The 23,302-nt window shown below is 37.3% G+C and carries 25 protein-coding genes; 7 read left to right on the top strand and 18 right to left on the bottom strand.

Features of this window, described 5'->3' with window-relative positions:
• The first annotated feature begins 83 nt into the window (after positions 1 to 83).
• The gene (locus ACVBAX_RS17440; protein WP_447118151.1) at positions 84 to 1,643 is read left to right on the top strand and encodes a LysM peptidoglycan-binding domain-containing protein; all 1,560 of its coding nucleotides are present in this window, start codon (positions 84 to 86) and stop codon (positions 1,641 to 1,643) included.
• Between the two features lie 47 nt (positions 1,644 to 1,690).
• Here the strand turns inward: ACVBAX_RS17440 and ACVBAX_RS17435 are convergent, their stop codons facing one another.
• The 12 genes from ACVBAX_RS17435 to ACVBAX_RS17380 form a co-directional block, all read right to left on the bottom strand.
• Positions 1,691 to 2,176, bottom strand: coding sequence for a spore coat protein (locus tag ACVBAX_RS17435; protein WP_447118150.1), 486 nt, complete (start codon positions 2,174 to 2,176; stop codon positions 1,691 to 1,693).
• Between the two features lie 170 nt (positions 2,177 to 2,346).
• Entirely contained in the window at positions 2,347 to 2,541 is a 195-nt protein-coding gene (locus ACVBAX_RS17430) for a hypothetical protein (RefSeq protein ID WP_251519512.1), read from the bottom strand.
• A gap of 142 nt (positions 2,542 to 2,683) precedes the next feature.
• On the bottom strand, positions 2,684 to 3,283 hold the full coding sequence (locus tag ACVBAX_RS17425; protein WP_430773434.1) for a response regulator: 600 nt from the start codon (positions 3,281 to 3,283) through the stop codon (positions 2,684 to 2,686).
• A complete protein-coding gene (locus tag ACVBAX_RS17420) occupies positions 3,280 to 4,410 on the bottom strand; it encodes a sensor histidine kinase (RefSeq protein WP_447118149.1) in 1,131 nt (376 codons plus the stop codon). The genes ACVBAX_RS17425 and ACVBAX_RS17420 overlap by 4 nt, the downstream gene beginning before the upstream one ends.
• A 106-nt stretch (positions 4,411 to 4,516) precedes the next feature.
• Entirely contained in the window at positions 4,517 to 5,026 is a 510-nt protein-coding gene (locus ACVBAX_RS17415) for a hypothetical protein (RefSeq protein WP_447118148.1), read from the bottom strand.
• Positions 5,027 to 5,120: 94 nt separating this feature from the next.
• A complete protein-coding gene (locus ACVBAX_RS17410) occupies positions 5,121 to 5,645 on the bottom strand; it encodes a type 1 glutamine amidotransferase domain-containing protein (RefSeq protein WP_447118147.1) in 525 nt (174 codons plus the stop codon).
• 25 nt (positions 5,646 to 5,670) lie between these two features.
• A complete protein-coding gene (locus ACVBAX_RS17405; RefSeq protein ID WP_430773430.1) occupies positions 5,671 to 6,390 on the bottom strand; it encodes a DsbA family oxidoreductase in 720 nt (239 codons plus the stop codon).
• Between the two features lie 166 nt (positions 6,391 to 6,556).
• A complete protein-coding gene (locus ACVBAX_RS17400) occupies positions 6,557 to 7,471 on the bottom strand; it encodes a DUF1002 domain-containing protein (protein ID WP_447118146.1) in 915 nt (304 codons plus the stop codon).
• Positions 7,472 to 7,544: 73 nt separating this feature from the next.
• Entirely contained in the window at positions 7,545 to 8,117 is a 573-nt protein-coding gene (locus ACVBAX_RS17395; RefSeq protein ID WP_447118145.1) for a branched-chain amino acid aminotransferase, read from the bottom strand.
• Between the two features lie 36 nt (positions 8,118 to 8,153).
• A complete protein-coding gene (locus tag ACVBAX_RS17390) occupies positions 8,154 to 8,909 on the bottom strand; it encodes an exodeoxyribonuclease III (RefSeq protein ID WP_447118144.1) in 756 nt (251 codons plus the stop codon).
• Between the two features lie 97 nt (positions 8,910 to 9,006).
• Entirely contained in the window at positions 9,007 to 9,921 is a 915-nt protein-coding gene (locus tag ACVBAX_RS17385; RefSeq protein ID WP_447118143.1) for a CBASS cGAMP-activated phospholipase, read from the bottom strand.
• An 83-nt stretch (positions 9,922 to 10,004) separates the two neighbouring features.
• Positions 10,005 to 10,298, bottom strand: coding sequence for a putative quinol monooxygenase (locus tag ACVBAX_RS17380; RefSeq protein WP_447118142.1), 294 nt, complete (start codon positions 10,296 to 10,298; stop codon positions 10,005 to 10,007).
• An 80-nt stretch (positions 10,299 to 10,378) separates the two neighbouring features.
• Between ACVBAX_RS17380 and ACVBAX_RS17375 the strand changes: the two genes are divergently transcribed.
• Positions 10,379 to 10,813, top strand: a complete 435-nt coding sequence (locus ACVBAX_RS17375; protein WP_447118141.1) for a hypothetical protein — start codon at positions 10,379 to 10,381, stop codon at positions 10,811 to 10,813.
• A 26-nt stretch (positions 10,814 to 10,839) separates the two neighbouring features.
• On the opposite strand, the gene dacB is transcribed toward ACVBAX_RS17375, so the two are convergent.
• Complete coding sequence (gene dacB, locus ACVBAX_RS17370; RefSeq protein ID WP_447118140.1) at positions 10,840 to 12,321, bottom strand: D-alanyl-D-alanine carboxypeptidase/D-alanyl-D-alanine endopeptidase; 1,482 nt, start codon at positions 12,319 to 12,321, stop codon at positions 10,840 to 10,842.
• Positions 12,322 to 12,390: 69 nt separating this feature from the next.
• Positions 12,391 to 13,230 (bottom strand): SDR family oxidoreductase, encoded by an 840-nt coding sequence (locus ACVBAX_RS17365; RefSeq protein WP_447118232.1) that lies wholly within the window; start codon positions 13,228 to 13,230, stop codon positions 12,391 to 12,393.
• Positions 13,231 to 13,451: 221 nt separating this feature from the next.
• Here ACVBAX_RS17365 and ACVBAX_RS17360 point away from each other — a divergent pair, with 221 nt between their 5' ends.
• Positions 13,452 to 13,934, top strand: coding sequence for a ribonuclease H-like YkuK family protein (locus tag ACVBAX_RS17360; RefSeq protein WP_430773547.1), 483 nt, complete (start codon positions 13,452 to 13,454; stop codon positions 13,932 to 13,934).
• Positions 13,935 to 13,938: 4 nt separating this feature from the next.
• Here ACVBAX_RS17360 and ACVBAX_RS17355 read toward each other — a convergent pair whose 3' ends face one another.
• On the bottom strand, positions 13,939 to 16,494 hold the full coding sequence (locus ACVBAX_RS17355; protein WP_447118139.1) for a helicase-related protein: 2,556 nt from the start codon (positions 16,492 to 16,494) through the stop codon (positions 13,939 to 13,941).
• A 236-nt stretch (positions 16,495 to 16,730) separates the two neighbouring features.
• Between ACVBAX_RS17355 and ACVBAX_RS17350 the strand changes: the two genes are divergently transcribed.
• From ACVBAX_RS17350 to ACVBAX_RS17335, 4 genes are all read left to right on the top strand, one after another.
• Positions 16,731 to 16,991 (top strand): DUF2533 family protein, encoded by a 261-nt coding sequence (locus ACVBAX_RS17350; RefSeq protein ID WP_430773420.1) that lies wholly within the window; start codon positions 16,731 to 16,733, stop codon positions 16,989 to 16,991.
• 135 nt (positions 16,992 to 17,126) lie between these two features.
• The gene (locus ACVBAX_RS17345) at positions 17,127 to 17,657 is read left to right on the top strand and encodes a MerR family transcriptional regulator (RefSeq protein WP_430773419.1); all 531 of its coding nucleotides are present in this window, start codon (positions 17,127 to 17,129) and stop codon (positions 17,655 to 17,657) included.
• A 158-nt stretch (positions 17,658 to 17,815) separates the two neighbouring features.
• Positions 17,816 to 18,433: a DUF47 domain-containing protein gene (locus ACVBAX_RS17340; RefSeq protein ID WP_447118231.1), complete on the top strand. Its 618-nt coding sequence runs from the start codon at positions 17,816 to 17,818 to the stop codon at positions 18,431 to 18,433.
• Positions 18,434 to 18,447: 14 nt separating this feature from the next.
• The gene (locus ACVBAX_RS17335; protein ID WP_430773417.1) at positions 18,448 to 19,446 is read left to right on the top strand and encodes an inorganic phosphate transporter; all 999 of its coding nucleotides are present in this window, start codon (positions 18,448 to 18,450) and stop codon (positions 19,444 to 19,446) included.
• 32 nt (positions 19,447 to 19,478) lie between these two features.
• On the opposite strand, the gene ACVBAX_RS17330 is transcribed toward ACVBAX_RS17335, so the two are convergent.
• From ACVBAX_RS17330 to ACVBAX_RS17320, 3 genes are all read right to left on the bottom strand, one after another.
• Complete coding sequence (locus tag ACVBAX_RS17330; protein ID WP_447118137.1) at positions 19,479 to 19,673, bottom strand: hypothetical protein; 195 nt, start codon at positions 19,671 to 19,673, stop codon at positions 19,479 to 19,481.
• 125 nt (positions 19,674 to 19,798) lie between these two features.
• A complete protein-coding gene (locus ACVBAX_RS17325) occupies positions 19,799 to 20,770 on the bottom strand; it encodes a ring-cleaving dioxygenase (RefSeq protein ID WP_430773416.1) in 972 nt (323 codons plus the stop codon).
• A gap of 257 nt (positions 20,771 to 21,027) precedes the next feature.
• Positions 21,028 to 23,211: an AAA domain-containing protein gene (locus tag ACVBAX_RS17320; RefSeq protein ID WP_447118136.1), complete on the bottom strand. Its 2,184-nt coding sequence runs from the start codon at positions 23,209 to 23,211 to the stop codon at positions 21,028 to 21,030.
• Positions 23,212 to 23,302 lie beyond the last annotated feature (91 nt).

The raw sequence follows: 23,302 nt of genomic DNA, 5'->3' as shown, positions 1-23,302 counted from the left end.
TCAAGTGAATAAGACCGTTTATGCATAACATTTTTTTTACTGTGGAAAATACCTCCTAAGTAGTCTTACTAGGAGGTATTTGAATGGACACTTTTATCAGGCATAAGTTACTCCAAAATCGTGACGGAGCATATGAACTCATTCTTTACTTAGACGATACTTTAACGGAGTTTTCACAGGAACTTGGCACTAAGTCATCCATCCGCTCTGATATTATGAAGCAAGCAACTCTTTTAATAAAAAATCGTTATCCTTCGATCAGAATTACAGTTGTCAAGATTGTGTTAGGTGGTTTCGTCATGAGCACCTTGCCAATAGCAGCTGATCGCGCATTTGCTAATGCTTCTATTCAGCAAACAAATTCAAACGTCTTTTACTCCGTTTCTCCTGGAGATACACTATGGGGATTAAGCAAAAAATTTGGGACCTCTATGGATCTTATAAAAAGTGCGAATAAGCTATCCTCTGACACCTTAACGATCGGACAAAAGCTAGTTATACCAAAAGCGATACATACGGTCCAAGCTGGAGATACATTATATAGTTTATCGAAAAAATACAATACAACCGTTGATAGCATTAGAGAAGCCAATCAAATGCCATCCACTACATTATCTTTAAATCAAAAACTGATTATTCCAGCTGTACTAGAAATACCTCAATCACATGAAGTTACAGACACCCCAGCCACACCTACTAGTGTCACCCACACGGTTGTTGCTGGAGATACACTTTATAGCCTTGCGAAAAAGTATCATACTACGGTTGTTGCTTTAAAAAAGGAAAATCAGCTAACAAGCGACATATTAAGTTTGGGACAGAGATTAACCATTCCTTCAACACAAACGGTAGATCCAGCTCTCATGCCGACCTCAACTGCCCCATCCGTTCCTGACACTTATACGGTTGTTAGCGGGGATAATCTGTATTCAATTGCACTAAAATTTGGATTAACAGTTGATGAACTTAGATCTCGAAACCAACTAGTTAGTGATGTATTACGAATTGGTCAAGTTTTACAAATTAGTGATAAGTCAGCTTCCACTCCTATCAGTACAGTTAGCTATACCACGCATAAAATTCAAGCTGGTGATTCGATTTGGAGTCTGAGTATTAAATACGGAATTCCACAGGCAGAACTTTTACAAGCGAATGGGTTAACCACGTCAAGTATGCTCTCGATCGGTCAAGAGTTACGAATTCCCGTTCATAATATACCTGTGAAAGAGACCGTCAGTCCGAATCATGGTGAATTATTAAATTGGTGGACAGAAGCCCAATATGTATTTACTATTGGCAAAGTAGCAAAGGTAACAGATCTTGCTACAGGCAAATCATTTAATATTAAACGGACAATCGGTGCGAATCATGCAGATAGTGAAACGGTCACAGTAACTGATTCAAATACTGCCAAAACCATATGGGGAGGCTATTCCTGGACACCACGAGCTGTCATAGTGGAGGTTGATGGAAGAAAACTGGCCGCCAGTATGAGCTTCTACCCTCATGAAAGAGAATACATTATGAACAATGGAATTACGGGTCACTTTGATGTGTACTTTTCAGGTAGTTCAAGACATGTGGACGGCAAACCAGATCCTTCCCACCAAGCCCAAGTGGAAAAGGCTGCTGGAGTGAGATAAATAAAGAAACAAGGAGCTTTTAATCAGCTCCTTGTTTTTTCTCATGATTATAAGATGTCTAATCTAGCAACTAGAGCTAGTAGAACTTGTAAAAGCACTTGTACGTTAACAGCTAAATCTGTATCAGTAGTTGTTACTTTTACACCACGAGAGTTTTCAATATACGTTTGTTGGCGATTCACTTGCTTATTGATTAGTTTTTGCGTTAATTCTTGAGTTAATACTTCAGCTTGATCGCTACTTGCAATTGAGATGCTGATGACTAGTTGAATAGCTGCTTGAAGAGCAACTTGAAGGTTAATGGCTGCTTGCGTGTCAGTAGTGATTACTTCAACATCACAAGAATCTTTGATTACGATTGACTCGTAAGATGCTTGCACGCTTTTAGTTGTTTGATCTGCTTCTTGTGTGTCGTTATCACATTCCCAAGGGTGTGTGCTGCTAGGGTCTAATGCATTAAATCTTTGAGGTGCTGCGCATCCTCTGTTGTCAGAAAGAACTGGCGCCTGGCCTCTCCATACTTTTGAACTCATATATGATTTCCTCCTTATTGAATTTAGTTATTACACTATTGGTATATGTAAGTTTGACCCGGTCTGGCAGGGCAAAAGACTATATTTATAGAAAAATGGACTATAGACTAGTCATTTTTTTAGGTAAAAAACTAGAAAAAGTGGTTGCTTGTCACAACCACTTTTACAACTTACTTTTTTGTAATATTAGTAAGAGACTCTACATTTTGCTTAAGTCCTTCAATCAGACTTCTTAATTCAGCTCTATCTTCATCTGAAAGCTGTGGCTTTGTATTAAGATTGATGCCATGTCTTTTTAAAGTAGCATTAATCAATAAATCCATACTTTGTTTTGAAATTTTTTCAAATTCTTCTTTATTGCTCATTCAAATCCCTCCTACCTTTTTAATATAGGTTATGTCACGATACTTCTTGATGTGTTAAGGGTATATGACCAATTTTCAATGAAAAAATAAAAACCATAGGAATTTATCCTATGGTAAGTTAGGTGGACATGTATAGAGGTTTTTACTTAAACCAACCTTTTTCTTTCGATTGTGTAATGGCTTCAATTCTGTTCGTAACTTCAAGTTTCTCCAAAATCGCTGATATGTAATTTCTAACTGTTCCTGTTTTAATGTTTAACTGCTCAGCGATCTCCTTCGTATTCCTTCCCTCAGCAACGAGCTCAAGAACCTCACGTTCTCTTTCCGTCAAAGGATTTTCCTCTGTATAAAGATCATCCATTAGTTCTGGTGCATAAATTCGCTTGCCAGCTACAATATTTCTAATCGAGCTTGCCAATTCTTCACTTGGACTATCCTTTAAGAGATACCCTCTTACACCCGCCTTTAACGCACGCTGGAAATAGCCTGAACGCGCAAATGTCGTTAGAATAATCACTTTACAGTTCCCACCCTTTAGCTCTTCAGCCGCTTCAAGCCCTGTCTTTTCTGGCATTTCAATATCCATGATACATATATCAGGTTGTAATTGTTTCACAAGGGAAACAGCTTCATTTCCATTATTCGCCTTCCCAATCACTTCCATATCATCCTCTAGGCTTAAAAGTGATCCTAAAGCGCCTAACAGCATTCGCTGGTCCTCTGCAATGACAATTTTGATCATACTAAATTTTCCTCCTTTGCGACCTGGACAAGAGGCACCTTCATAATTAGCTTGGTTCCACCATCACCGATAATTTTAAGACTTCCATTCACGAAATCAAGACGTTCTCTCATCCCAATTAACCCATGTCCTGGTGATTGGCTCTGCTTTTGCCAAAGACCTATACCATCATCTTGTACAATAATCGTTATGTCTTTTGATGATTGTTTTATTGTGAGTTGAACGACATTTGCCTGACTGTGCTTAACGACATTCGTTATTGCTTCTTTGATACACATGCTTAAAATATTTTCAAGAAATAGTGATACATGTGTAACTGGTTTTTCTTGACTATAAATAAACTCAATATCTGCTGCTTTTAATATTTGTCTAACGAGTACAATTTCTTCATCCAGCCGAATCCCTCTCATTTGTGATACTAATTGTCGAACCTCATTTAACGCAGTTCTTGCAGTTTGCTGCACATCCCTTAGCTCATCCTTGGCCTGTTCAGGATCCTTTGTAATCAATCTTCGAGCTAAGTCACTTTTTAAGCCGATAAGGGAAAGCTTCTGTCCCAAAGTATCATGTAAATCGCGAGCAATCCGTTGCCGTTCCTCTTGTTTCACCAATTCGGCAATCCGCTTGTTGGCATCCTCCAACTTTTCTTCAAGTACCTCTTGTTTTTTACGATTATATATATTAAAAGGTAATAAAATAACACTTATCCAGATAATAATGACAAATGGCAGCTGTCTTAAAAACTGAGGATCTTGTAGAACCACATTGTAATTAATTGCGAATGTGGTTGCGACAAGATGAATAACATATAAAGTCATAAAAGCAACACGTTTTTTAATATTACCGTTGTAATACGCTATGTAAAAGGCAAAGTACACAAACGAAAAAAGTATAGCCATGGTAATAGAAATACTGATTAATATCATCGTCCATAAGTAGACTGGCCATCGTTTAGATAAGAACGCAAATCGTAAGGTAATGAAAAATATAACAGTCAGAATGATTCCTGCGACAATTTCAGGAGTGGATGATGATTGGAAGATAAAATAAAAAGGAAGTATACTGATAACGCTCCAAATATATGGCGAAATGCCCCAATTTCTTTTTGATATTGTATTTTTTAACACGAACCAAACCTCATTTTCTTACCAGCTTTTTCTATATAGTATCATATCTTTTAGAAATGAAAAGAAGGTTGCCTATAATAGGCACCCTTTGTAAGTGAACATTAAATTATGTTGCGGCATTTGATGAGTTATTACGCTTTTGTATAGCGTTTACCCCCATGATTACAGCTATTAATTCTGGTGATGTTATCGTATTAGAGTGATTGTCTAATTCGTAAGCAGCGGAAGAAAACATACCACTTACTTTCTTAAAAGTCGCAATTACCGTTTCGTCTGCTTCTCGCTTGATCACATATTCCTTTGAAAACAATTCTGAATCAATAAAAAAAGTGTCTCGATCATATGCTTCATACAAATATTTTTTTGAAAAGAAAGCAAATTTCTCCTTTAACTTTCCTAACTCTGAACCTTCACTATCTAATACTCTCCAATGAATACCTAACATCGGAAACTTTCCACTCACTAAAACCTCTTGTTTTCCATTCAATATATCTACAGATGAAGAAAACATACTTTTAAGATCGATCTCTCCAATCTTTTCTTCCTCTTCGGTTAATATATCCGTCTTCCCCGTAGAAAAGAATGAATCGGAAAAGTACAGTTTCTTTTGGTTCACCGGAAATCCCCCTAACTTGCTTTTAACTTATCTTTAATACGGGTCAACTTTTAAAAAGATTCAAAAATTAAAAAACCACTCAAATGAGTGGTGACTACTTACTGGCTAAAACTGCAATAAATTCTCTCATATAATCAGGTAAGTCTGGTGGACGGCGACTTGAGATAATATGTCCATCGACGATAACTGGAACATCTACCCACTCAGCTCCCGCATTGATCATATCATCTTTTATTCCTGGAGTACTTGTTACCTTTCTACCTGATAGGATTTTTGCAGAGATTAATACCCATCCGGCGTGACAGATTTGACCAATCGGTTTTTCAGACTGATCCATGGAACGAACCATGGAGAGAATACTTTCAAATCTTCTTAATAAATCCGGTGACCATCCACCCGGTACAAGAATGGCGTCATAATCTTCTGGGTTAATATCTTTAAAGGCCAGATCAGATTTAATAGGAACTCCATATTTCCCGATATACGTTTCTCCAGCTTTTTCTCCAACAATATCAACGATTGCCCCTTCTTCACGAAGTCGCAGAACCGGATACCATAATTCTAAGTCCTCGAAATCATTGCTAACCAACTGGATGATTTTTTTTCCTACTAACTTCAATCCTTCTCACTCCTTTTGTATAGTCTTACTTCTCTGGGATCTCACATGAATCATCTGTACATACTCCCGCAGTGTCGGAAGACAGATTTTGAAGTGGAATATTTGCGTTTTCCTCTTCCCAAACCTTTTCTAGCGCGTTTTTAAACGTTTCCATAGGCTGCGCTCCGGAAATTCCATATTTATTATTCACAACAAAGAATGGTACGCCTGTTATTTTGTATTGCTGGGCAATCGTTTCATCGATACGAACATCATTCGCGTAAAGAGTGTTATCATCTAACACTTTCATTGCGTCCGCTCTTTCAATACCCACACTTTCAGCAATTTCTACTAATACTTCTTTTTTAGATAACTGTTTGTTCTCCGTAAAATAAGCATATAAAAGCTTTTCGGTCAGTTCCTTTTCTTTCCCTACCGTTTTGGCATACTTGGCTAAACGGTGAGCATCAAAGGTATTACTAGGCATCATATCGTCAAAGCGGAATTGTAATCCGACAGAATCCGCTTGCTTCGCCATATTTTCATTTGCTCGTTTGGCTTCGTCCACACTCATCCCATATTTCTTTGCCAACGACTCATGAATTTTCATAGTTGGCTCTAACGGCGAGTTAGGATCCAATTCGAAAGCTTTAAACTCTACTTCTACTTGGTCTTTATGTTCAAATTGATTAATTGCTTCCTCTAGTCTTCTTTTGCCAATATAACAAAATGGACAAACAAAATCTGACCATACTTCAATCTTCATAGAAACCCCACCTACTACAATATTTATTTGCATATGAACCATAGTTTGCAACAACAAAAAGTAATTAAACACACTTGTGATTTGTTAATTGTACCCCTCTCATATTATGCTGTAAATTATTCTGCTCACATGAAAAAATCCCACTCTCACAGGTGGGATCCCAGTTTTATGAGAACAAGCTTTTCAAACTATCTATAAACGACTTAAAGAAATTTGCAATGGTATCCAAAAACCCTTTATTTTCACTAATTGCATTCTCAATACGATTTTGGATATCCTTTGATAGATCTTCAAGCTGTGATTGAACATTATCAAAATTAATATTCAGATTACGCATTTTCTCAAAAAGGTCAATTAATAGCTGACGATCTTCTTCACTTAATTGAACATTTAAGGTTTGGAGCTTTTCGTCAATCAATTGCTCCAATTCTTCCTTTGTTGCTGGTTTTTGTTCGGCAATTTCTTTCTTTATTTCCGTTAGCAGCTCACTTACCTTATCTTCATCGAGCCCTTCTTTTTTGGCTAGATCTGTGGCTAGCGTTAGTTCTTCATTCGCTACTTCAGTTCGCTCCTGATTCAGCTCGGTCCCTTCACCCTCGTCGTAAGCTTTATAAATACCAACAAGAGCGGAGTGTCCACTTACCTTAACCGGAGATGCTACATCTACGACTGCGTCCTCAATCCCCGCAGTCAATAATGCATTGGCGTACATTTCTCTCGTTACTTCTGTAATGTTTTCTGGTGTAACTTGGTTAATAACCAGTCCTTCCCCTTTTTCCTTACGAGTAATCTTTGCGGAAGAGTACATATTTGAGTTTTTATCTCCATCAATATAATAAACAAGGTCTTCACCTGTTACGGTGATTTCAGTTACTTTACTTGTATCCTTCACCCCGAGCAGGTCTCTAACCTCTGTTTTCTGACTGTCTGACAAGGCTTCACCATATACAACAATCGGAAGACCAAATTTTTCATTAATACTTTCTTCGTCATTTGAATCAGTAGAGGCATAAACCATTTGAGTTGAACTGACCACTCCAAAAGCTAGGGCAATCATACAAATCCATTTTAACAACTTCATTTATCTTTCCTCCTAATAGTGGGTAAGCATGTACTCTCTATCCTATGTTCTTGACTTATTAATATTTCATTAATTAAATCGTTTGAACAAATGAAAAGATAAATGCGTATACCAGTTGGTAAGCCTCCGCAACGGTCATATCCTCTCGAAAACCTGGAAGTGTATGTAGGGAAAAGTTAATATTCCAAATGCCTTCTTGCGCGTCGAACATTAAGTCTACAGGCTCTTCAGGAACTTCTGAGTGTTCCGTAAAATAGTCTCTAAGCTTTGAGGAATACTTCTTTTGAATTTTGAGACCGAGCATCACATCGTAGGTTCCAAATAAGTCGTCAACTTCAAAGGAAATCGCATCGATTCCAATTAACGTAAACCATTTTGATTCCATATATAAAAACTCATTCATATGCTCCTTAAAATACGTAATCCGCTCATTTAAAAAGCTCGCATTTTCCTCTGCCAGAAATTCTTCTGTTTCCTTATTTGAGCGCTCCATATAGGCATCATGAAATCTAGATTTCCCGTCAATTTTAACTACTTCCGTATCTGAGTTGATTAATCCATTGTCTATTACAAAATTGTATTCCTCTGGATACAATTCAACCTTGCTTTGATTTTTCATTAAATTCTGTAATGACTCTTTTAACATGAGAGAATCCTCCTAAGTAATTGCTATTTTCAGTTTTTACAAACTCACTTCAATGCATACCGGGCAGTGGTCACTTCCCATTACATCGCAATGAATCTGTGAGTCTAATAAATTCATAGCAATCCTATTTGATAAAATGAAATAATCAATACGCCATCCGATGTTCCTTTCTCTGACCTTACTCATATATGACCACCAAGTGTACGTATCTTTTTGTTCTGGGTATAAATAGCGGAAAGAGTCTACAAAGCCAGAACTGAGCAGGTTGGACATTTTACCTCTTTCTTCCGATGTAAAACCAGAGTTTCCGATATTGCTTTTTGGATTTTTCAAATCAATCTCTTCATGGGCCACATTTAAATCCCCACAATAGATGACCGGTTTTTTCTTATCTAGTTGTGTTAAGTAGTCTGATAATTCATCCTCCCATTTCAAACGAAGGGGCAATCTAGCTAAATCACGTTGTGAATTCGGTGTATACACATTTACTAGATAGAAGTTTTCATACTCAAGGGTAATTATTCGTCCTTCTGACTGCGATTCATGTTCACCCACACCATAAGAAACAGAGAGGGGTTTATATTTTGTAAAGATGGCAGTACCTGAATAACCCTTCTTTTCCGCGTAATTCCAAAATTGATAATAACCGTCTAACTGTAAATCAATTTGACCTTCTTGCAGCTTCGTTTCTTGTAACGAAAAAAAATCTGCATCCATTTCATTAAAATAGTCTAAAAAGCCTTTTTTTACACAAGCTCTTAAACCATTCACATTCCAAGATATAAACTTCATCTATCTTTCTCCTCTATCTAAATCTGAGGCTCATTTTACTATAATTTAAAACGTCTGTCCAAATTGAATAAGGATGCACGTTTATGCATCCTCATTTTTAGGTTTGTATAAACTGAAGAATTTCCCGCTTTTTCTCCTTGTAAACTTGTCTGCCTAATTCTATTAGCCATTCAATTGTCTCTACCTGATCAAAAGGAACTTCCTTGCCTAAATCCGTATTTAATCGTAAGTAGTTTTCTCCAAGTAAATGTTGACACTGATACGAGATTGATTCAGACGATAAATGAAGGGCAAGGTCCAAGAGCTTTGGCGTAAAGGTCATTGTATGTAACCGGAAAGGCATCCAATGCTTAATCCCCCACAAATGAGATTTTTTAGAATTGAAATTGATTTTTTGTTGACCAAGTCCAATCGATAATATTTTTATTTGTTTCATTTCTAATTCGTAATGGTCTATCGCTTCCGTAATACATACGAGTGAAGGATTGTTGGCCCAGAGACCTCCATCAATAGTAATGACTTCATTATTAATATTGTTTGGTGGAAAATAGATAGGAGCAGAGCAGGAGGAAAGTACAGCATCCCAGAGCATGATATGATCATTTTCACCTTTCTCATGAACGGCATAATGCGACCGATGAACATATGGTTTCCCCTCTGTTACATTTACTGCAGGAATTAATAGTGGAATACCTACCTCGGCAAGTGATTTATCCTTGAATGCTTTTTGAATAAAACGGCGTAGATCCCGATCACTATAAATACTGCGAAACAAGCCAATTCTTGCTTTTCGTTTAAAAATTCTTCTTCCATAGTGGCGGTACCCTTCGAGGAGTTCATCCATTTCCCTTTCTACAGCAATTGAAGCAGCTATGATTGAGCCTGTACTTGTACCTGCAACAAGGTCGATGGAATCTCGAATGCTCATTCCTATATCCTTTTCTAATTCCTGAAGAATGGCAACGGCAAAAACCCCACGAATTCCTCCACCATCAATACATAACATCTTCATGTTTTCACCTTTCCTCCATTCTTCTTAACTTCCCCAAACAAAAAAAAAACAACCAATTACATGATTGTTTTTTATTATGAATATTAATTTTTCTTAGTTGCTTCAAAAACAGACACAACAGGTGGAGCTGCAAGATAGGTTGAGCTTACCTTCCCCCAGTCTTTATAGTGCGGAGTTTCATTATGAAACTTAATCGCTTCCATGTCTTTCCATTCCTCTAACACGACAAATGTATTAATGTCCGTTGTTAACTCATATAGTTCATAACGGATATTCCCCTCTTCCGCTTGTGAACCCTCTACTAACGGCTTAACCACTTCCAAAAATTCTTCACGTTTTTCTGGCTTTATTTTTAAATGTGCATGAATAATATTCATTACGAATCCCTCCTTTTTTCAACTTCTTTTATTTTAGCAAAATTTCGGTTAAATTGGGAATAATAGCTATGAGGTGATGCATGATGAAAATAAAAACTCTAGTTATTTGTTTCGTATTTTTCCTTCTAGCCCCACTTGTTAGTTTTGCCGAACAAAAGCCTATTGAAATTTTTGATATCGAAGAAGGAAAGGTGGTTCAGGAAAGTCCTACAACTTCTGATATTCAAAAGGAAACAGAAAAAATCATTAAAAGTATTTCAGGCGTATACAAAAATCTAGATCCCCTTCCGAAAAAAGGTGTGATGGTCAAGATACCTCTAGATCCACCCATCACGTTAAAAAATGAATGGTTTAATGATTTTGTCAATGAAGCTGTTCTTATTTTCTCATATGAGGAGAAAGATCCGTATATCCTCATTTGGGATGATGAAAACCATCCTCACTTTTACACCTTTAAAGGTCCAACCGAAAAGCTAATGAAGTTATTAAAGTTTCAACCCAAAGAAAAGGAATAGAACCTAGGGCTGTTTCCCTAGGTTCTTTATTGATTCGCTAATATCGATATCATTCGGTCTTCTACTTTTTTGGCTTTTTCTTCATCCATTACATTATTTATAAGAATTGAAAATATCAAATTAGCCTCTGATCTTGTTTTTACATAACCGGAAATGGAGCTTACTGTCGTTAACGTTCCGGTTTTTGCCACAACATTCCCTACTAAAGGTTCTTGCTTCATCCTATATCGTAATGTTCCACCTATCAGCTTTTCTTTTGCCCCAGATACTGGCAAGGCACGATAATAGCTTGGAAACCAGCTCTTTGATTGAATGGAGAACAATAGCTTCGTAATTTCATTCGGTTGTATTAAATTCACATGAGAGATCCCTGACCCATCTCTTATCACTTGGTTGGCAAATTCCATTCCAAATGGGGTTAGCTTCTCATTCATCACAGCTAATCCTGCTTCAAAACTCCCTTTTCCTTTTATAACCTTTCCCATTTCCTTCACTAATAGCTCCCCGTGGCCATTATTGCTAAGCTTCATAAACGGTAGTAGTAACTCTCTTAGGGTTATCGATTTATGCTCATTGACTAAACGCGCATGACTGGGTGTCACTCCTAATCGGTATGCTTTATCTACTTTGATACCAACTTTTTTTAACTCCTCTTCAAATAGATGTACAACAAACTTACTAGCATGAAAAACAGCTATCCACTCACTTTCACTTGTAGCACCTTGAGGAATTTGACCAGAAATCGTAATCGTATTGGTAGAGTGATCCCTTGAGAACGTAAGGTCCTCCTTACTATCTTTTGCGCTAGTTACTGCCTTATTTACAATCTGAACATATGTATTATCTGGCCTCATCGTAAAGCTTACTTTTTCTCCAACCTTTTTTGCAGGCTTTACTTCTAATGCTACTGTCCCCGCATCATAATCTTGATCGGGCGATAAAGTTAATGCAGATATTTCTGCGCCATAATAGGCTTCTTCATCGCTCCAAGGCATATCGATGGAATAACGAATATCATCATACCTTGTATCGTCTCCTACGATTTGTCCACCAATTCTTTTAATTCCGATCTCCTTGAGACTTTGAGCAAAAGCTTGTAAATCCGCTTGCTGTAGGGTAGGGTCCCCACCCCCTTGTAAGATTACATCTCCCTTTAGCACTCCTTTTTCAACCCTTCCATTTACAAAAAGCTTAGTAGAGAAAGTATAGTTTTCCCCAAGCACTTCCAAGGCACTAGCTGCCGTGAATAATTTTAAATTGGAAGCAGGCCGAAGTCTGGTTGATCCGAGATGATCATAAATTAATTCACCTGTTTGTTGATTTCTAATACTAACACCGACCATTGCTCCCGCAAAAAGTGGCTCTTCATTAATAAACGAATCCAATTGCTGACTGAGAACTGAGCCTTGAGTATTTGCTTTTACATGGGGAGCAGTAGCAGTGAGAGCAGGTAAAAACCAAGTAAATAGTATACTTAAGACGATGACTGTAATTTTATACCGGGACAATATCTCTGCTCCTTTATTATTCGTTTCAGTCCTACTAATATATGTTACAGAAATTCAATCTATGTAAATCTACTCTATTTTTTTCCTTACCATACGCTCCCAAAGCCCCCATGGAAGACAGCCCTTTAGGAACAAAGTAAGTCTTACTCCCTTCCCTATTGGGTACCTAAGCTTAGTCGAGGAATATTGGCATATTTTTGCAATGAGGTTAGCTACCTCTACTGGGTCGCCATAGGAGGCTTCTCCCTTTTCCAGTTGTAACGAAAGTTTTTTCATATAAGAAAAATAGGGGGATTGCATCTGTAATGATTTATCTGTTATATGCTTTCCAGACGACCAAATACTCGTTTGAAACGAACCTGGTTCCACTAACACCACATCAATGCCAAAAGGTCCTACCTCCAATCTTAAGCTTTCGCTCCAACCCTCTAACGCATGTTTGGACGCTACATAAGGTGAAAGCCCCGGAAAACCAACTCTTCCACTAATGCTGCTAACATTAATAATTTTCCCCTGCCTCTGATCTCGCATCAAAGGAAGGCATAATTGAGTGACAGAAATCGCCCCGAACACATTTGTTTCAAACTGCTGTCGATACTCTTCAATCGGTATCTCTTCAGAAAACCCAGCGCCAGCATAACCTGCATTATTGACTAACACATCTACTCGACCAAGTTCTCTAAGTTTCTCTTTAAATACAAATAAAGAATGGTCATTGGTTACATCCAAAGGAAAAATCTCTACAAGTTTGGTAACCTTTGCTTCTCCCGCCCTCTCTAGTAAAGCTACCTTTTTATCTACATTTCTCATTGTCGCCACTACATAATAATTTTGTTTAGCTAGCTCAATGCTTGTTAACATGCCAAAACCACTTGATGCACCTGTTACAACGGCTATTTTTTTACCGATCATAAATGTCCCCCATTCACTTTATATTGCTTATTTTAGCAAAAATAAAGCCAAGGACCCATCCTTAGGACCCCTGACCATTTATAAGGTAGAAAAAAAGAAAGATGACAACTTCCTCGAGTATAAGCCATATACTTTTCTAAGAGCATGCGAAAGTAGGTGGCGGTTTGTCTCACAAACAAAAGGAAATAATTCTGTTTCAAAACCTTCAAGAAAATCACATGTCATTTGAAGATATATTTGAAAGAATGATTACGTTTATGAAGCTGCACCCCAGTGGAAACTACCGTCTGATGGTTGGAACAGACTCCCAGGTTCACCATAATCGTACCCTTTTTATCAGTGGAGTTGTCATTCAAAACATTGGTAAAGGTGCCTGGGCCTGTATCCGGAAGGTTGTAGAACCCAGAGAAATGAAACAGCTTCATGAACGGATTTCCTATGAAACGACTCTTACCGAAAGAATTGTCTCCCTCTTTACCGAAGCACATAAAAATCGACTTATCGATATCGTGCTTCCCCATATATACCATGGTGCCTCATTTACGATGGAAGGACATATTGATATCGGTTCAGGACAGCGAAACAAAACCCGTGAATATGTGGAAGAAATGGTGACAAGAATCGAATCAATGGGTTTTGAACCTAAGATCAAACCTGACTCCTTTGTTGCATCTAGCTATGCGAATCGTTATACAAAATAAATCTTTATGACCTTTTATAGCGTGCTGCATGGCATTGGTCACAAATTGGAAATTCATAATTCCATGGCAAATGCCGTCCACAACTACGGCATCTTTTTGCAAAAGAACCAACATCTGTTTGAAGCTTTTCATGGACCTCGTCACTCAACTCATCCCTTACTCTTTCCCAATAAATTGCCTCTGTTCTCCGATCTAAGCGATATAAAAACAATAAATGCAATCCTAATTTCTTATACGATAATTCGAGGTCCTCCAAGGTTCGCTTTTTTATATTTGGCTCTGGTAGGTCTTCGTTATTAATGATTGCAAATATGGTTTCATACCATTGCTGAATTAAGGCTTGCTCCCTTGAAGCAAAAGGAAGATGTAAAAATCCATATAAATCCTGTAAAGAAAGGCGGGCTTCAATTTCACTTCCCTTTACAATATCGTAAAGCTCCCGCTCTTCAGCTAAACTCGCCTTTTCCGTACCCCTTGGATTTTTAAAACGATCCCATAATTCAAAAAAATTACCAAGGTCACGATAATACGTTTGAAATCTTTCCAACACACCGGTTGTAGGTGCAATCGCAAAAGTATGAACAGGTTCATCTTCTTGTTCTAGTTTCCTTCTCATAAGACGGATATCCTTTGTAAATGCCACTTTTCCAACATCATAAATCCCTTTTCTGCCTGCCCTCCCTGCAATTTGCTTGATCTCCTGTGAAGTTAAAAGTCTTCTTTTTGTACCATCAAATTTCTCATTTTCCAAAAATACAATTCGGCGAATCGGTAAATTAAGACCCATCCCAATTGCATCCGTTGAAACGATGACCTTCGACTTTCCTTCGATGAATTGTTGAATTTGTTTTTTTCTTGTCTCAGGAGGCATGCTACCATAAATCACACTGACCGAATGACGATCGTTTTGAAGTCTTGATGCCGTTTCTAATACTCTTCGACGAGAGAAGCAAATTAGTGCATCTCCCTTTCGCACATGTTTGATGGAAAATTCATTTCCTTCCACCTCAAGCGGAATGTCTCGTTTATATTCATGAATTTCCGTTTTTGACTCTCCTAGTAATTGCAAAATCATATTTTTTGAATTTCTGCTTCCTATGATATGAACTTCCCGAGCTCTTGCCTTCGTAATCGCCTTAAACCACGAAAACCCTCTATCCTTATCAGTGATCATTTGAGCTTCATCAATGACTATACAATCGTATCGATCTTTTTCATGAAACATTTCAACAGTTGAAGCAATATGGCTTGCTCCTGGAGTCAATTTCTCTTCTTCTCCTGTTTTTAAAGAACAAGGTATGCCTTCCGCATTTAATTTATCATATACCTCAAGTGCAAGAAGTCTGAGTGGTCCAAGGTAGAGACCGCTTGTTGCTTTTTTCATTCTTTCAAGAGCGTGATGTGTTTTACCCGTATTAGTTTCTCCTACATGGATGACATATTCGACATTTGGATCATAGATCACTCCATATTCCCTGCCAAATATATCGTCCATCATACGCTCTTCTTCTTCAATCTTTCTTTGTCGTTCAGCCTCCTCATCGGCTTTCCGTTTCTCTCTTTCAGCTTTTTGCTCTATATATAATTTGCTATGAAAATCAAGATCATAAGGTGTTTCCACTGCTTGTAACAAATGATCAATATATTCTTCTTCTAAATCAGAAAGCATTTTCGAAAATAGAGTTTCAAGCTCTTCTTCCACAAGTTCCTTCATCTTTGATTTCGACAGAGCTTGACCGGTTAGCTGGATGTAATCATTTTTTGTTTCTTCATCAAGATTTGTCATCACTTTTGATGGAGCAAGAGACAAAAGATTTTTCCAAACAAAGGAACTATACAGGTCGCCATAGGTTTCATATTCATAATAAAACCTACCATCATAATTCGTTTTCTGAATATCCCCTGTTAGTTCATCCAAAAAGAAAGAAAAGGGCAAATCACGAAGCTCCTCGAAGCTACCTTCTATTTCAAGCTTCTCTTCAAGTGCATATGTATCCAGCCTTTTATATCTTGGCTTAGCTTGAAGATCTGCTTTCATCTGTAAACCAACTAAATATCTAATATACAAATAAAGACTTTGATAGCCACCTGTGAATACAAACGAAGCTTTTTCCTTTATCGCTTCTAAGACAGACTCCTTTTTTATTAATTTCTGAGTCGCTTCTTCTCTCTTTTGCACTTGCTCCATTGTACGATCATATAAATCATTCCATTTATCATAATCATGAGCGTATGTTTCTTCGAGCCAGTCTGTTACAATAAACGGTTCATACTCTCTGACTTCTGTTCGGAACAGGTGGTCAATCATTTTTCTAGCCATTCCCTCTGTTTCAATTCCACGGTCCTGCAAAAATTCTTTTTTATCTAATCGAGGAACCTGGTTAGACACTCTTGTAAGCCAAACATTTAGCCAAATTTGATTCAAATAATGACCCCTTGTGCGTAAGTACTCTTCAAAGGTTGGTCTCTCTTCCTGTTGCTCGAAGAATGACTCTATATCCTGATGGATCTTCATCTTTGTATGTACCATACTTTCATCATGTATTTTTTGTAATAACATTTTTCACCCTCCAAATAACCTTCTAATCGATTAACCATACCATTATTTGATATTGTTTTAAATCATATGGTTTTTTATCCTTTTATTGACCTTTGCGTCATCTCAAAAAAGATGCTATGATTATATTGCTCCCTCCGAACATTCGCTTGTTGCGGGACACTTAACCATGTACGGACGGAGGGAGTTGGTGTCTGCTTAGCAGACACCATTTTTAATAACTAAAGGGGCGAATTTCTGTGAGTGTACATAAAGCATTATCTGATCATGCGAAAAAACTAAACGCTATACTAACCCAATACGCAAATCTTGACCGGGAACGAGAATCCTACATAGAAGAAGCATTATCTCTTTATAAAAGAGGACTCCCTTTCACTACCGATCACATTAATTCTATTACGATTCAAATGAACAAACTTTCTAATAAAATTGAAAATCTTCCACCTCGAAAACTTGTAACCAAGGAAATGGTCGAAGAATATGCAAATAGACGAAAATAAGTGAAACAGAAGGCCGTGACCTTCTGTTTTTTGTTTTAAAAAATTGCACTTCTTTTGGCGAAATAAAAGAAGTTTTGTCGCCAAGATAGGAATTCAATTTTTAAAGCAGAACATTACTGTAAAGGAGTTGAGAATATGAATACAAGTTCGGTTGCGAAACAATTAGGAGTTTCTTCAAGTACCGTAAAACGTTGGGTAAAACAACTAAAACTAAACTTAGAGAAGAACGAAATGGGGCACTTCACCTACCGGCAAGAAGATATTGACCTATTAATGACTTATAAGGAACAGCAAAACGAGGCTTTACTCGTTTACAATGAGATAGCAGCTGGTAAAGACTATTTACGAAGAGGCTCCGTTCATACATCCATTGTTGATGAAAATTCGGTTCTACTAAATCGTATTAACTGTCTAGAGTCCATTGTTCAGTCAAAGGCGGACCAGGTCGTTGAATATCAGATACTCCAGCATCGGAGAGAAATGGAAGAAATGCAAGCTACAATTGAAAAACTTGAAGAAAGAATTCGGTTATTAGAATCACAACAAGCACCTCCTTCATCCCTTAATCCCCATTCCGAACAATCCATAAATATAAAGCCGCGAAGAAAGAAAAAACAGAATATCCTACAAAGTGTTTTCCGTTCTTCCACCCAACACAGTTCTTAGCATCTAAGATGTTTTTTTTTTTTTGCGTTTTACAGAAACTTATATGAACAATTTGTGAAAAAACCTGTATTTCTTCGACAAAATTCTTTCCTATTTAATAGTTTTCGTATAAAATTAATCTCGTTTGGATGAAGTGATATATTACTGGAGGTTACATGATGGTTTTCAAAAAGAAAGACAAGTTTAATACTTTGTTAAGCAGCATTGCACTAAACCTTAAAGAAGGTGCAGATTATTTCGCTGATTACAAGTTGAAAAATGTGAGCGATCTAAAAATATTCTCCGAGACATTAAAGGACTACGAAACAAAAGGAGATACATATGTACACGAAGTAATAAAAGAGTTAAATAACGCTTTTATTACTCCAATTGAGCGCGAAGATATCCTTGCTCTAGCTATGAGTATGGATGATGTAATTGATGGAATTGAGCATTGTGCAGCTATGTTTGAAATGTACAATATCACTCAAGCTGACGAATTTATGATCAAGTTTGTAGAAGCGATCAGAAATTGTGCGATTGAAATTCAGCAATCGGTTGAACTACTTTCAACAAAAAAACTTCCAGCGATTCGTGAACACGCGATTAAAATTAAAGACTATGAGTCAAAATGTGATGGAATCCTTCGTCAGTCAATCAAGCATTTATTCTCAGTTGAAAAAGATCCAATACGAGTTATTCAATACAAAGAAATTTACGAAGAACTTGAAGAGATTGCTGATAGCTGTCAAGGCGTGGCAAACACACTTGAAACCATCATCATGAAAAATGCATAAGGGGACACACTAACATGGATGCATTATTTGTGATAACGATTTTAATTGTGATCGGTGCCCTTGCATTTGACTTTATCAATGGTTTTCACGATACAGCAAATGCGATTGCAACCGCTGTTTCTACAAAAGCGTTAAAACCAAGGCACGCGATTATCCTTGCTGCAGTCATGAACTTCTTGGGAGCAATGACATTTACAGGTGTAGCCAAAACAATAACAAAAGACATTGTTGATCCCTTTACTCTTCAAAACGGATCTCTTGTTATTTTAGCCGCCTTAATTGCAGCCATCTTTTGGAACTTACTAACTTGGTATTATGGTATTCCAAGCAGTTCGTCGCATGCCATTATTGGATCTATTGCAGGTGCAGCCATTGCTGCTGCCGGATTCACTGCATTAAATTACACTGGATTCTTAAAAATCTTACAAGCGTTGATTTTTTCTCCGATCCTTGCGTTTGTCGCTGGATATATCGTTTACAGTATTTTTAAAGTTATCTTTAAGAACAATAATTTAGCTAAAACTAACAGAAGTTTCCGTACTTTTCAAATTTTTACCGCTGCCCTGCAAGCTTATACACATGGAACAAACGACGCTCAAAAAGCGATGGGGATTATTACGATGGCATTGATCGCCAACGGGTTTACTACTTCAACAGATATTCCTTTGTGGGTTCAATTTTCCTGTGCATTAGCCATGGGATTAGGAACTAGTGTTGGTGGTTGGAAAATCATCAAAACAGTTGGTGGAAAAATCATGAAAATTAGACCTGTTAATGGGGTTGCCGCTGACTTAACTGGAGCAATGATCATTTTTGGTGCAACGTATATTCACCTACCAGTAAGTACAACTCATGTTATTTCGTCTTCTATTTTAGGAGTCGGTGCTTCTCACCGTCTGAAGGGTGTGAAATGGGGAACAGCTCAAAGAATGTTAATCACTTGGGTTATTACCTTACCAATTTCAGCAACTATCGCAGCTCTATGCTATTTTATCCTTAATATGATTTTTTAAAATAAAACTTCGAGTTCACCACTCGAAGTTTTTTATATTTTTCTAATATTTTTCTTTTGTTTATTCATTACCTCATAAGATTTATCAATAATATCCGTAAGTACATCACCTTTATAGACTCTTCCTATTTTTGTATGCTCCTGATAATACTCAACAATTTCATCAAGTTTTTCTAATGTTTCTTTGGTCACTCGTACATTTAGTTGGATTCTTTTCTCTTCTCCCATCCCTGTAACCATCCTCCTAGTTCTTTTTTATCAATTTGCTAGCATCTGCTAACATAATTATATCAGTATAAACGACATTGTCTATCAAAAAAGATGCCCATTTTCTACGGACATCTTTTAACTCTTTATTCTTTTGTATCTAACGGCTTTAATTTAGCCTCTATGCTGCTTCTTTGTGCTTCAAAATATGGAGGAAGAGCAAGACGCTCTCCAAGATTCTCAAACGATTCATCACCCTCAAACCCTGGTCCATCCGTTGCTAATTCGAATAATATTCCATTAGCCTCTCGAAAATATAAAGACTTAAAGTAATATCTTTCTACAAATCCTGAGCTAGGGATACGCAACTCTTTTAAATACTGAACCCACTTTCGCAATTGTTCTTCATTTTCCACTCGAAAAGCTACGTGATGAACACTTCCACGTCCTGGTCTTTCCACAGGAAGATCTGACTCTTCAAGAACATGTATTTCGGCTCCAGTTCCTCCTAATCCGGTTTCAAATACTGTCACTTTCTTCTCTTGTATCATATAGGTTCCTACTTCATTAAATCCTAAAACCCGAGTTAAAATCATAGATGTGGATTCAAGCTTTGCTACCGTCAGCATCACAGGCCCCAATCCTATTATTGCATGTTCAACGGGAACTGGGCTTTTCTCCCAAGGTCTTCCCCCTTCAACCCCATGATTATTCTCATCAGATACAAGCATCAATCTTTGCCCTTCAAAATCCTTAAATGCAAGAGATAATCTTTCGTATACGTTTTGTTCCTCATATTGTATACCTAAGGAATCAAATCTTTCCTTCCAATACTGAATCGCAGAATCTGATGGAACACGTAAAGAAGTGGTTGAAATACTATTTGTACCGTATCTTGTTTGGGCTGCATTAGGTATTTCAAAAAATGTCAGATCGGTGCCAGGATTCCCTCTTTCATCTGCATAAAATAAATGATAGACAGAAGTATCATCTTGGTTTACAGTTTTCTTCACAAGTCGTAAACCTAGAGTTTTAGTATAAAATTCATAATTCCCCTTCGCATTAGCTGTTATGGCCGATACATGATGTTGTCCTTTTAAAGGTAATAATTGCTCCATCATTAGCACTCCCTTATCTCTAATTAAAATATCTCAGTTTAAAAGTATTTATTTTATTGTGCACTATTTTTCATCTGATTGCAAATAAATAAATTTTTCTTGTACTAAATGATAAGACATGCTATAGTAATAAAGCGATGAGCTGAATTGCATAAGTCGAGAGACACTCCTTAATTGGAATACACGAATGTGGCGTGTAGTCTCGTCGCCGCAATACGCAGAAAAGACTCCTACGGGGGTCTTTTCTTTTTTTACTTCTATAATTGTGATAAAAAATAGGTACAAAGTCTCTCTGAATGGACTCGGACAGATATATATGGTGGTAAAGTTCCAATGGCAGCCTCATAAGGGACTCCAAGCCAGAGTATTTTGTTATCAACCATGACAAAAGGAAACGGTGGTTGTTTCTCTTCTTGTTTAAATATTTGCTTTATGGAAGCACCTTGTAGAAGCCGGTTCCACTCATTTGATAATTCTTTTCCTTCTGGAAGTGAAACGAGAATTTCAGATTTGGCTGACCTTACATCGCTCGTTAATTTCTCAAGTTTTTTCGCATGCATCCAGGTTACTTCTTCATGTTGATTTTTTATCCAGCTGCCTATTTGTCCAGGAGTGATAAGCTGATTCGTACTTTCCTGAAATTCTACTAACTTTCGAATCGTTTTATCTCTATATACCTTCTGTTTTATGTAATTTCGGTTAGCAAGATGAACAAATTTTCCCTTTGTCCTTGTCACTGCTACATTAATTAACCTCTCACTCTCTTTTCCTGTTAATAACATACTAGGTCTACTCTCAGGAAACGAATCAACCGTATCAAAAACCATTACTTCCCTTTCACTACCTTGAAACTTGTGTACCGTTGCAGACAGGATTTCCCCTTTCTGAAGCTGTTGATTATATAAATCTTGTAACAGTGTATCCATCAGTTCTGCTTGGGCACGGTACGGAGTCGTATACCCTATATTTTTAGAACCACCCACATATAATTCATGAATAACCTGAAATGAGAGCAAAACCTGTAACAAATTAAATCGTGAACCTGAGGTGGAACGCATACAATACTCCCCCATATGGCTCGTATCTAATAAGATCGACGCCATCTTTGGAAATGGAGCTCTATTTGCGATCGGCTCTCTTACGGTATACATACTTTTGTAGTCTTTTACCAAATCAAAATATACAAACTGATTTGTGAATGCTGAGATGTCAGGATGCATTCTCCTTTGTTCTGATAGCAAGAATATATGAGGATGCAATGTTCCCTCTTTCAACCCCTTTACAACTCCAGATTTATGAAACACATCCTCTTTTAACCATTCATTTACTAGAGGGTGATTGGCATGTGCAATAGGCGGAAGCTGTTTGAAATCACCACATACAATGCTCTTTTTTCCTAAAGAAACTGAGAAAGCAACTTGCGGGATATATGCCATGCTTACCTCGTCAATAATAACGAGATCATATTCCTTTTCATAAATAGCAGGATCTGATGCAGCTTTAGCAAGTGTAGTACCGATTACCTCAGCATCTTTTAGAAAAACCATTTCTTTCGCGCGAATTTTATCTAGTACTTGAGCTAACTTTTTTTCTACTTCTAAAAGTGTTTCAGAGTCTCTTGTGGAGAAAGAACCTACTAAATCTTTTTTTAATAGTTGCCGCTCATTCCTCATTTCTTCTTTTTGCTCTGAAAGTTCAGGGTGATTTTTCTTTAATAAATAATCAATGGTTAAAGGAGTGTCCTGTAATAGTTCACTTACTTGCGATCCATATCTTAGCAACTCTCCAATTTGTAGCTTGTTTTGTTTGTCAACAAAACGCAGTATCTCTAACATAAGCACATCAACAGCTTGGTTACTTTGAGACAAAACAAGAACCTTTTTTCCTTTTAAATATTTATTTGCAACGACTCTAGCTAGTGTATATGTCTTTCCAGTTCCAGGTGGGCCCCAAACAAAGGTAATCGGATTATATTTTGACCGAAGCACAAGCTCATGTACATTCGTTTTTATTTTTTCTATTGGATGGAGAGGGTCCATGTTTGGCTCCATCAATTTTTGAATCCTGGCCCTTTTCTTCTTGCTTGAACGAATGTCTTGAAGCCGATTAATTAATTCGTCTAAAAGTTCCCACGGGTCATATTGGAGCATGAGTTCACTTAAGTTAGCTCCAATATATTGTTCGAGTTCTACCATCATACTTTTTCCTTCTGATGATAAAACTCGACCTGCTATTTTTTGCTCTCCCCACCATAATGTCACCTTAGATCCAATGGGAATATTTGTCGTTGTTGATGCTGTATTAAAATAATAAATATAAGGTGGCCTTTCATTAATCGCATAGCCATAAGTAAGGCGATACCTTGTACTTCCGTACTTTTTTAAATATGAAATCTCCATTTGCAGTGCCTTTTGCCATAGTTGTAAATAAGTTGCCATCATTGTCTTCCCTTATATTAATAGTAAAAACTCAGAGAGTACACACTGAGTTTTGTCCCGAGCCCATATTATACCTTAATTGGACCAAAAAAGT

The organism is Robertmurraya sp. GLU-23, assembly GCF_052983275.1.
This window is presented reverse-complemented; position numbering and strand designations above follow the sequence as displayed.

Excerpts from the sequence above, each read along its gene's own strand:
- ACVBAX_RS17395 (WP_447118145.1), bottom strand. The coding sequence starts at position 8,117 with ATGTTAAAAGAGTCATTACAGAATTTAATGAAAAATCAAAGCAAGGTT.
- ACVBAX_RS17335 (WP_430773417.1), top strand. The coding sequence starts at position 18,448 with ATGGATGCATTATTTGTGATAACGATTTTAATTGTGATCGGTGCCCTT.
- ACVBAX_RS17375 (WP_447118141.1), top strand. The coding sequence starts at position 10,379 with ATGATGAAAATAAAAACTCTAGTTATTTGTTTCGTATTTTTCCTTCTA.
- ACVBAX_RS17360 (WP_430773547.1), top strand. The coding sequence starts at position 13,452 with ATGTCATTTGAAGATATATTTGAAAGAATGATTACGTTTATGAAGCTG.
- ACVBAX_RS17355 (WP_447118139.1), bottom strand. The coding sequence starts at position 16,494 with ATGTTATTACAAAAAATACATGATGAAAGTATGGTACATACAAAGATG.
- ACVBAX_RS17330 (WP_447118137.1), bottom strand. The coding sequence starts at position 19,673 with ATGGGAGAAGAGAAAAGAATCCAACTAAATGTACGAGTGACCAAAGAA.
- ACVBAX_RS17345 (WP_430773419.1), top strand. The coding sequence starts at position 17,127 with ATGAATACAAGTTCGGTTGCGAAACAATTAGGAGTTTCTTCAAGTACC.
- ACVBAX_RS17340 (WP_447118231.1), top strand. The coding sequence starts at position 17,816 with ATGGTTTTCAAAAAGAAAGACAAGTTTAATACTTTGTTAAGCAGCATT.
- ACVBAX_RS17425 (WP_430773434.1), bottom strand. The coding sequence starts at position 3,283 with ATGATCAAAATTGTCATTGCAGAGGACCAGCGAATGCTGTTAGGCGCT.
- ACVBAX_RS17325 (WP_430773416.1), bottom strand. The coding sequence starts at position 20,770 with ATGGAGCAATTATTACCTTTAAAAGGACAACATCATGTATCGGCCATA.
- ACVBAX_RS17430 (WP_251519512.1), bottom strand. The coding sequence starts at position 2,541 with ATGAGCAATAAAGAAGAATTTGAAAAAATTTCAAAACAAAGTATGGAT.
- ACVBAX_RS17400 (WP_447118146.1), bottom strand. The coding sequence starts at position 7,471 with ATGAAGTTGTTAAAATGGATTTGTATGATTGCCCTAGCTTTTGGAGTG.
- ACVBAX_RS17380 (WP_447118142.1), bottom strand. The coding sequence starts at position 10,298 with ATGAATATTATTCATGCACATTTAAAAATAAAGCCAGAAAAACGTGAA.
- ACVBAX_RS17320 (WP_447118136.1), bottom strand. The coding sequence starts at position 23,211 with ATGATGGCAACTTATTTACAACTATGGCAAAAGGCACTGCAAATGGAG.
- ACVBAX_RS17440 (WP_447118151.1), top strand. The coding sequence starts at position 84 with ATGGACACTTTTATCAGGCATAAGTTACTCCAAAATCGTGACGGAGCA.
- ACVBAX_RS17435 (WP_447118150.1), bottom strand. The coding sequence starts at position 2,176 with ATGAGTTCAAAAGTATGGAGAGGCCAGGCGCCAGTTCTTTCTGACAAC.
- ACVBAX_RS17390 (WP_447118144.1), bottom strand. The coding sequence starts at position 8,909 with ATGAAGTTTATATCTTGGAATGTGAATGGTTTAAGAGCTTGTGTAAAA.
- ACVBAX_RS17385 (WP_447118143.1), bottom strand. The coding sequence starts at position 9,921 with ATGAAGATGTTATGTATTGATGGTGGAGGAATTCGTGGGGTTTTTGCC.
- ACVBAX_RS17405 (WP_430773430.1), bottom strand. The coding sequence starts at position 6,390 with ATGAAGATTGAAGTATGGTCAGATTTTGTTTGTCCATTTTGTTATATT.